Origin of the sequence: Tistrella bauzanensis (assembly GCF_014636235.1) — a bacterium.
Lineage (GTDB): Bacteria > Pseudomonadota > Alphaproteobacteria > Tistrellales > Tistrellaceae > Tistrella > Tistrella bauzanensis.
In genome coordinates this window covers 36764-46068 of the sequence record NZ_BMDZ01000045.1, presented here as the reverse complement: position 1 = coordinate 46068, position 9305 = coordinate 36764, and the positions used below count along the sequence as shown (strand labels likewise).

The window sequence follows — 9305 nt, the reverse complement described above, 5'->3', positions numbered from 1 at the left end:
TGCCGCATCGTTCGCTCCCCCTTGCCGGGAAACAATGAATCATCACACCCGCTTCATGGCTAGCGGTAAATGGAGGTGCCCAGCTTTTTCCCAGCCGCCGCCGGGCTTCTGTCGCCAATAGGTCAGAGCGTGGCCGGCCGCCTTGTGGGCTCGCCAGCGATCGCGGGCGGCTGCCACTGCGCCGCCGTCGAACAGGTCCAGCACGCGGATGAATCCGGCCAGACCGGCCGGCTCCACATCCATGCCGTCAACCAGAACCAGAACCTGCGGATCGTTGGGCAGATCGTCGCCCGATGTCAGCCAGACCGGCTGGCGATCGGCCCGCGCGTCACCTTCGGCACCGTGGGGCAGAAAGCTGCCGGGGTCATAAGTCCAAAGCTGTGTGTCCAGCGCCTTCACCCGTTCCGGGCTGCCCGCGCGGATCACCGCCCGCCAGCCGCGCGACAGAACCCGTTCCAGCAGAGCCGGCAGGGCCTTTTCAAGCGGTGTCGCGGTCAGGTGATAGAATGCCACCTCAACCCCGGCCTCGACGGCCGGGGTTGAGGTGGCCTCGCCTGTGGCGGACATGGCCGGGGCGTCGCGGGCCGTCACGCCGCCTCGCCGGTTCCGGTGCCCTCGAAGCGATCGGCAACCAGCCGGTCCAGCAGACGCACGCCATAACCGGTGGCCCCCTTCGGCCCCAGATCCGTATCGCCCTTGCCCCAGACCACGCCGGCCACATCCAGATGCGCCCAGGGCGTCTCGCCCACGAACCGCTTGATGAATTGCGCGGCGGTGATGCTGCCGCCATCGCGGCCCTTGCCGACATTCTTCATGTCGGCGATGTCGGAATTGATGTCCTTGTCATAGGCATCCGACAGCGGCATGCGCCACAGCCCTTCGCCGGTCGCCCTGGCCGCCGCCAGAAGGCCATCGGCGAGGCTGTCATCATTGGCGAACAGGCCGGCGTTATAGCTGCCAAGCGACACGATGATCGCCCCGGTCAGCGTGGCAAGATCGATGATCGCGGTCGGCTTCAGATGATCGCGGGTATAGGTGATCGCGTCGGCCAGAACCAGCCGGCCTTCGGCGTCGGTGTTGATCACCTCGATGGTCTGGCCCGACATGCTGCGCACCACGTCACCCGGACGCTGAGCGGTGCCCGACGGCATGTTCTCGACCAGGCCGACCACGCCGACCACGTTCACCCGCGCCTTGCGCTGGGCCAGACCGCGCATCAGCCCGGCAACGATGCCGGCGCCGCCCATGTCCCACTTCATCTCTTCCATGCCGCCGGCCGGCTTGATCGAGATGCCACCGCTGTCGAAGCAGACGCCCTTGCCGACAAAGGCGACCGGGTCGGCCTCGTCGTCACGGCCGGTCCAGCGCATGACCACCAGATACGGCTCGTTCACGCTGCCCTGGGCCACGCCCAGCAGGGCGCTCATGCCCAGTGCCGCCATCCGGTCGCGGTCCAGCACCTCGACATCGATACCAAGGCTGGCAAGGCCGGTCAGCCGCTCCATGAAGGCGCGGGGGGTCAGCACATTGGCCGGCTCGGAAATCAGCTCGCGGGTGAAGTCCACCCCCTCGCCCACGGCATCGCGGGCCGCAAAGCCCGCGGCCGCATCATGGCCGGCATCGCTCACCACCACCACATCCGGGGTCACCGGGGCGTCCTCGCCCGGCCTGGCGCTGCGATAGCGGTCGAACCGCCAGCATCGCAGCCGTGCGCCCAGCCCGACTTCGGCCGCCAGCGCTGCCGCATCGCCGCCAAGCCCGGTCACATCGACCGCGATGGTGGCCGCGCCCGTCGCGGCTCGCACCGCCCGCCCACCCAGACGCAGGGCGCGGGCGGTGTCGAATTCATCCGCCTTGCCGATTCCCAGCAGCACCACGCGGTCGCAACCGATGCCATGCGGGGCCAGAACCGCCGCCTGCTGTTCCGGCTTACCGTCGAAGCGGGCGGCGGCCATGGCGCGGACCAGGGCACCGCCGGTGGCTTCGTCGACGGCGCGGCCGGCGGCGGTCAGCGATCGCCCTTCGGCCACGGGAAGAACAAGGGTGCCGTCGGTTGGGATCGACGACGTCGCGAAGCTGATGGTCATGCCTGCCTCTCCGGGTTCCTGTGCATGCGCGGGTGGCGGCCGCAAGCCGGCGGGACACCAAGCCCGCGCCATGCCTGTGCGGCGAAGTCTGCCACCGTCCCGCCAATATAGGTCGTGTCGATGGCGCACAGAAGCCCGGTGACGCAGATCTGCCACAGGGCCCCGGCTGCCCGGGCACTGGACCCCGGCCACGCCACACGATAAGTTGCAGCCGTCGGCGACGCGCACTCGTCCGCGCGGCGGCCATCTGTGCAGAACGGCCATGTGCGCAGGACCACCATATGCGCAGGACCAACCGGGACAGGTGCCCGTTGTGGTCTCAAGCGCCGCCAGCCCGCGCACACCAACGCGCTCTACCGCACCAAGGGTTCCATGCCCCTCGCTTCACGCTATCTGTTTCGACAGCTTCTGCTACCGGCGCTTGCCATTACCATGGGCCTGGTCGCGGTGGTGTGGTTGACGCAATCCGTGCGATTCCTGGATCTGATCGTCAACCGCGGCCTGTCGGCCTTCACCTTCGTGAAGCTGACGATATTGCTGTTGCCGACCTTCCTGTCGATCATCATGCCGATCGCCCTGTTCTGTGCGGTGATCGCGGTCTACTCGCGGCTGATATCGGATCGCGAACTGGTGGTCATGCAGGCGGCGGGCCTGGGCCCCTGGGCGCTGATCCGCCCGGCCGTGGCCCTGGCGGTGGGCTTCACACTGTTCGGCTATGTGCTGTCGAGCTATCTGGTGCCGGTCTTCGCCCGCGATTTCCGCGAGCTGCAATTGTCGATCCGCAGCGACGTCGCGGCGGTCCTGCTGCAGGAGGGCCGCTTCAACACGCCGGTTTCGGGACTGACGGTTTTCGTGCGGGAACGTCTGCCCTCGGGCGAGCTTGCCGGCATTCTGGTGCAGGACGAACGCGACAGGGACCTGCCGGTCACCATGATGGCCGCGCGCGGCGGTATCGTGCCCACCGAAACCGGTCAGCGGATCGTGCTGGTCGACGGCAACCGCCAGGAACGGTCCGGCGACGGCCGGGTCAGCTTTCTGTATTTCGACCGCTATACCGTGGATCTGGCATTGGTGGCCGGCGATGCGGCGCCCACTATTCCCGACCGGCGCGAACGGTTCATCGGCGAACTGCTGACCCCCGAAGAGGGGCTGCCGCCCAAATTTCGGGCCGAGCTTCGCGGTGAACTGCATCAGCGACTGGCCTGGCCGCTTTACAACATCGCCTTCACGCTGATCGCGCTTGGCCCCCTGCTCAGCGGCGAATTCAGCCGCCGCAGCCGCTGGACGCGCGTGGCGGTGGCGACGGTGGCCATGATCGTGGTGCAGTTGACCGGCCTGACCCTGACATCGGCGGTGGTCACGTCGCCGACGGCGGCCGTCCCGCTTTATCTGATCATCATCGGCGCGTCGGTCGTGGCGCTCGGCCTGATGCTGCGGCCACAGATCCGGCACATTCCAGCCACGCCGCCACAGGCCGGCCAGGACGGTCGCGAGGTGACGCCATGACCGACACCCGCCCCGTCCTGCCGCAGCCACAACGGTTGCGCGCGGGCCGTGCGCCGTCGACGCCGCGGCGCCATGTCTCGCCCACGCTCAGCCTGTATTTCGCACGCCACATGCTGGGATCTGTCGGCCTTGTTCTGGGCGTGGTGATCGGTCTGGTACTGGTGGTGGATCTGATCGAGCTGCTGCGCCGGGCATCGGGCAATGGCGAGGCCGATCTGGTGACGCTGATCGGCATGGCACTGCTGAAGAACCCGTTCCAGATTCAACGCATCGCGCCGTTCGCGGTGCTGATCGGCGGATTGATCACCTTCGCCCGCCTGACCCGCAGCAACGAGCTGGTGGTGGCCCGCGCGGCAGGTGTGTCGGTGTGGCAGTTCATGGGGCCGCCGCTTGGGGTGGCCCTGTTGCTGGGCCTGTTCCTGATCGGCATATTCAATCCGCTGGCGGCCCTGATGAGCGCGCGCTACGAAGCGTTGGAGGCACGCTATATCGGCGGGCAGTCCAGCCTGCTGTCGGTGGGGCCCGGGGGACTGTGGCTGCGCGAGCGCCTGGACGGACAACCGATCGTCATCCATGCCACGAAGATGGCGGCGGGCGGCACCGACCTTGGGAATGTCACCATCTTCCGGTATGACAGTAACGAGGTGTTCGAGGACCGCATCGACGCCACGCGCGCGCAGCTGACCGACGACCATTGGCGGCTGGAGAATGCCGTTATCTCGGCACCCGACGAAGTTCCGGTGACGCAGTCGGTGCTCGACCAGCCGACCCGGATGACGCGGGAGCAGATCCTCGACAGCTTCGCCAATCCTGAGACGATGTCGTTCTGGGCCCTGCCCGGCTTTATCGCCCAGTTGCGTGATGCGGGCTTCAGCGCCGTTCAGCATCGACTGTACTGGCATTCCGTGCTGGCCCTGCCGCTGCTGATGGTGGCGATGGTCATCACCTCCGCCGCATTCGGCCTGCGTTTCACCCGCCGGGGCGGCGCCGGCGTCACCATCGCGGGCGGCGTCTTCACCGGCTTCCTGCTGTATTTCCTGACAGGCGTGGTCTATGCTCTGGGCCAATCTGGGGGCCTGCCGGTGGTGTTGGCTGCCTGGACGCCGGCCGGCGTTGCGACGCTGTTCGGAATCGCGACCCTGATGCATCTGGAGGACGGCTAGCCTTGGTCGCCGGACCTGCTCGTAACCGCCGCCGCCGTCCGCGCCCCGGCCGTCTTCCTCGTCTGCGCGCGGAGCTGATGGCTGCCGCGGCGCTGTTTTTCATCGGCGCCGCACCGGGGCAGCTTCACGCCCAGGCGCTGCCGTCGCTGTCGTCCGACGAACCGGTGCTGATCCAGGCCGACGAGGTCGAATATTCCGATCAGCTCGACATCGTGATCGCCCGCGGCAATGTGGAAGTGGCGCAGGGGCCGCGGATCGTGCGCGCCGACACCCTGACCTATAACCGGCGCGACGGCATCGTGACCGCGCAGGGCAATGTCGCCATCGTCGAGCCCGACGGTTCGGTGCTGTTTGCAAGCTATGCCCAGCTGGATGAGGAACTGGCCAAGGGGGTCGCCCGCGATCTGCGCGCCAGGCTGGCCGACCAGACCCTTCTGGCCGCCGCCGGCAGCACGCGCGAAGGCCGTTTCACCCGCATGGACAAGGCTGCCTATACCGCCTGCGAACTCTGCGAGGAAACCCCCGACCGGCCGCCGCTATGGCAGTTGAAGGCCGATACCGTCACCCATGACGAACAGACCCGCGACATCGTCTATCGCGATGCAACGCTGGAACTGCTGGGCGTTCCGGTGATCTATACCCCCTATTTCAGCCATCCTGACCCCACCGTGGACCGTCGAAGCGGCGTGCTCGCCCCGACCTACCGGTCGAACAGCACGCTGGGCAGCCGAATCGACGTGCCCTATCACATCGTCATCGACCCGTCGAGCGACGCCACGGTCACACCGATCTGGACCACGGATCAGGGCGCCGGCCTCGGCCTGGAATACCGGCGGGTTCTGGATGAAGGCGCCTTCTCGCTGGAAGGGCTGATCGCCGATGCCAGCGACGATGTCGATCGTGACAACACCCGCGGCTATATCGCCGGCCGCGGCCGTTTCGACATCAACCGCACCTGGCGCTGGGGCTTCGACGGCATGTGGGCCGGCGACGACACCGTGCTGCGGGTCTATGATATTTCGAATCGCGAGACGCTGACCTCGACGCTGTATGCCGAGCAGCTGAACGGCCGCGATTATGCCCTGATCGCCGGCTACTGGTTTCAGGGATTGCGGAGCGATCAGGTCCAGTCACGCCTGCCGATCGCCGTGCCCATGGCCCAGTGGAACCAGCTCGGCGCCCCCGGCGCCGGGCCGATGGGCGGTCAGTGGCGCCTGGATTCGAGCTTTGCCGGCCTGACCCGGCGCGAGGGCACCGACAGCTATCGCATGACCGTGGATGGAGGCTGGAACCGCAGCTTCATCGGCGCGGAAGGTGGCGTCTACACCGTCGCCACGGGCCTGCGCGGCGATGGCTATATGGTCGACGACGTTCAGGACGGCACCCGGACCTTCGACGGCACCACCGGCCGGGTCGTGCCTGAGGTGTCGCTGGACTGGCGCCTGCCGATGGTGCGGTCCGACGGCGCGGCACGCCAGGTGATCGAACCGATCGTGCATGCGGTGCTCAGCCCCTATGGCGGCAACCCTGCGAAGATTCCGAACGAGGACAGCCGCGACTTCGAGTTCGACGAAACCAATCTGTTCGAGAATCAGCGTTTCGCCGGCTATGACCGGGTCGAGGGCGGACCGCGGGTGAGTTACGGCATGCGGCTCGGCCATTATACCGGCGATGGCGGCCAGATCACCGGCCTGATCGGCCAGTCGCTGCGCGCCCGGGCCGACGACACCTTTTCGCCGGGCAGCGGTCTGGACGACAAGGTGTCGGATTATGTCGGACGCGTTGTCGTCACACCCGACCCGAACCTGAACCTGTATTATCGCTTCCGCTTCGACAAGGACACGCTGGAGCCGCGCCGGACCGATCTTGGTGCATCCTGGATCGTGCAGCAGGCAAGCTTCGACCTGTCTTATATTCTGCTGCAGGCCGATGAAGAACTGTCGCCGGAGGACGCCGACGATCGCGAGGAAGTCTATTTCAGTGCCGGCTATGACATCAGTGACGATTTCAAGGTTTTCGGCAGCCTGCGTCGCGATCTTGAGAACGAGCGGTCGATCGACCATGGCGTCGGTGTGGCCGTGGACTTCGACAATTGCCTGTATATCGTTTCAGAAGTCCGCCGCAGCTTCTCGCGCGATCGCGATGTGCAGCCCTCGACCGATGTGCTGGTCCGGGTGGTGCTGCGCACGCTGGGCGGAACTTACTGACATGTACCCGACCGAGCACAGAGGACGTTCGATGAAGCCCTTGCGCATTCTGCTCCTCGCCGCATTCGCAGGCACCACGGCCCTCGGCGGCGCCGCGGCCCTTGCCCCCGGCCAGGCGCTCGCGCAGACCGCCGGGCGGGTTGCCGCCGTGGTGAATGACGACATCGTGTCGGTCTTCGACCTGACCGCGCGGCTGGACATGCTGGTCAAGACCTCGCAGCTGCCCGACGACCAGCAGACCCGCCAGCGCCTGGCCTCGCAGGTTCTGCGGCAGCTGATCGACGAGCGGATCCAGATGCAGGCCGCGCGCCGCCTGGGCCTGGACGTCTCGGCCGACGAGATGTCGCGCGCCGAAGCCGAGATCGAAAGCCGCAACAGCTTTCAGCCCGGCACCCTGCAGCAGAGCCTGCGGGCGCAGGGTATCGTGCCCTCCACGGTCACCGAGCGACTGCGCGCCGAGATCGCCTGGGAGAAGGTGGTCGCGCGCGAGGTTCGCCCGCGGATCGTGATCGGTGAGGACGAGATCAACGCCGTGCTCGACCGCATCCGCGCCAATGCCGGCCAGACCGAGTTTCGCGTGCTGGAAATCGTGCTGAGCGTGCCGTCGCCCGATCGCGAGGCCGAGGTCCGCCAGAACGCCGAGCGGCTGCTCGACCAGCTCCGCGCCGGCACGCCGTTCACGGTTCTGGCCCGCGAGTTTTCCGATGGTGTGACCGCCCAGCAATCGGGCGATGTCGGCTGGGTTCTGCCCGGCCAGCTGTCGCCCGAGATCGATGCGTTTCTGGCCAATGCCCGTCCTGGTGCCGTTTCCGGCCCGATCCGCACGCCCGAGGGCTATCACCTCGTAGCCGTGGCCGACAGCCGCAAGGTCACCGGTGGCGATGCCTCGCAGATCCAGGTGGCGCTAAAGCAGATCGCCATGCCGGTGCCCGAGGATGCCGCCGCCGCCCGTGCCATCGGCGACCGCCTGCTGGCGGCGACCGCCGATCTGAATTCGTGCGATGCGGTCGAGGGGATCGCAAGCGAGCTTGGCGCCGATCCGCAGACCGATCTGGGCACCCTGACCGTGGGTGACCTTGCCCCGGCGCTGCGCCAGGCGGTGATCAATCTCGGGGTCGGCGAGGTATCGCCGCCGATCACCGGCGGTGGTGCCGTCCGGGTGCTGATGGTCTGTGAACGCAGCGGCGACATCACCGGCCTGCCCGATCGCGACGCCATCCGCGACGCGTTGATCCGCCAGCGGCTCGACACCATGGCCCAGCGTCATCTGCATGATCTGCGCCGGCAGGCCTTCATCGATGTCCGCGTCTGACACCGGGGGCGGGCTGCCGCTCGCGATCACCATGGGCGAGCCCGCCGGCGTCGGTGGCGAGCTGACGCTTGCCGCCTGGGCCGGGCGCGAGGGCTTGCGTCTGCCGGTGTTCTTTGCCCTGGACGACCCTGAGCGGCTGCGCATGATCGCCGGTGCCATCGGTGCCGCGGTGCCGGTCGAGGAGATCGCCACCCCCGAAGATGCCGCGGCGGTGTTTGGCCGTGCCCTGCCGGTGCTGCCGGTCCGCCTGCCCTATCCGGCCACGCCCGGCAGCCCAAACCCGGCCCACGCGACCGCGGTGGTCGAGGCGCTCGACCGGGCGGTGGCGCTGGCACTGGCCGGCCGGATCGGTGGCGTCGTCACCAATCCAATTCAGAAGAAGACCCTCTACGACGCCGGCTTTCCCTATCCCGGCCACACGGAATATCTGGCAGCCCGCTGCGGCACCGGCATCAAGCCGGTGATGATGATCGCAAGCCCGGCAATCAAGGTGGTGCCGGTGACGATCCACGAGCCGCTGATCCGCGCGATCGCGATGCTGACGCCGGGCCTGATCGTCGAGATCGCCACCATCACCGCCGAGGCGTTGCGCCGCGATTTCGGCATTGCCCGGCCGAGGCTGGCGCTGGCCGGGGTCAATCCGCATGCCGGCGAGGATGGTGCGCTGGGGCTTGAAGACAAGGCGGTGGTGGCGCCGGCGGTCGCGATGCTGATGGCAGCCGGTATCGATGCCCGCGGCCCTCTGCCCGCCGATACCCTGTTTCATGCCGAAGCCCGCGCCGGTTATGACGCGGTGCTCGGCATGTACCATGATCAGGTACTGATCCCGGCCAAAACGCTCGATTTCCATGGCGGGGTCAATGTCACGCTGGGCCTGCCGATCGTGCGCACCTCGCCTGATCACGGCACCGCCCTCGACATTGCCGGCCGCGGCATTGCCCGCATCGACAGCCTGGTTGCCGCCATCAGGCTGGCCAGCCTGATGAGCGCCGCACGCAGACGTGCCGCCGGCTGATCCGGAGCCCCATGA

The 9305-nt window shown here is 67.5% G+C and carries 7 protein-coding genes; 5 read left to right on the top strand and 2 right to left on the bottom strand.

The features are described 5' to 3' along the window. Positions 1-42: 42 nt before the first annotated feature. Both IEW15_RS17230 and IEW15_RS17225 read right to left on the bottom strand, forming a co-directional pair. The gene (locus IEW15_RS17230; protein WP_188580148.1) at positions 43-567 is read right to left on the bottom strand and encodes a DNA polymerase III subunit chi; all 525 of its coding nucleotides are present in this window, start codon (positions 565-567) and stop codon (positions 43-45) included. Positions 568-587: 20 nt separating this feature from the next. Further along, positions 588-2087: a leucyl aminopeptidase gene (locus tag IEW15_RS17225; RefSeq protein WP_188580146.1), complete on the bottom strand. Its 1500-nt coding sequence runs from the start codon at positions 2085-2087 to the stop codon at positions 588-590. A 372-nt stretch (positions 2088-2459) separates the two neighbouring features. Between IEW15_RS17225 and lptF the strand changes: the two genes are divergently transcribed. From lptF to pdxA, 5 genes are all read left to right on the top strand, one after another. Further along, positions 2460-3593 (top strand): LPS export ABC transporter permease LptF, encoded by a 1134-nt coding sequence (lptF, locus tag IEW15_RS17220; protein WP_188580144.1) that lies wholly within the window; start codon positions 2460-2462, stop codon positions 3591-3593. Next, on the top strand, positions 3590-4756 hold the full coding sequence (gene lptG / locus IEW15_RS17215; protein ID WP_188580142.1) for an LPS export ABC transporter permease LptG: 1167 nt from the start codon (positions 3590-3592) through the stop codon (positions 4754-4756). The genes lptF and lptG overlap by 4 nt, the downstream gene beginning before the upstream one ends. Before the next feature lie 77 nt (positions 4757-4833). Beyond that, the gene (locus tag IEW15_RS17210; protein WP_188580140.1) at positions 4834-6963 is read left to right on the top strand and encodes an LPS-assembly protein LptD; all 2130 of its coding nucleotides are present in this window, start codon (positions 4834-4836) and stop codon (positions 6961-6963) included. A 31-nt stretch (positions 6964-6994) separates the two neighbouring features. Further along, positions 6995-8275 carry a peptidylprolyl isomerase gene (locus IEW15_RS17205; RefSeq protein WP_188580138.1) on the top strand — a complete coding sequence of 427 codons (1281 nt, stop codon included), beginning with the start codon at positions 6995-6997 and terminating at the stop codon, positions 8273-8275. Further along, positions 8262-9290 carry a 4-hydroxythreonine-4-phosphate dehydrogenase PdxA gene (gene pdxA, locus IEW15_RS17200; RefSeq protein ID WP_188580136.1) on the top strand — a complete coding sequence of 343 codons (1029 nt, stop codon included), beginning with the start codon at positions 8262-8264 and terminating at the stop codon, positions 9288-9290. Before IEW15_RS17205 ends, pdxA begins: the two co-directional genes overlap by 14 nt. Positions 9291-9305: the final 15 nt, after the last annotated feature.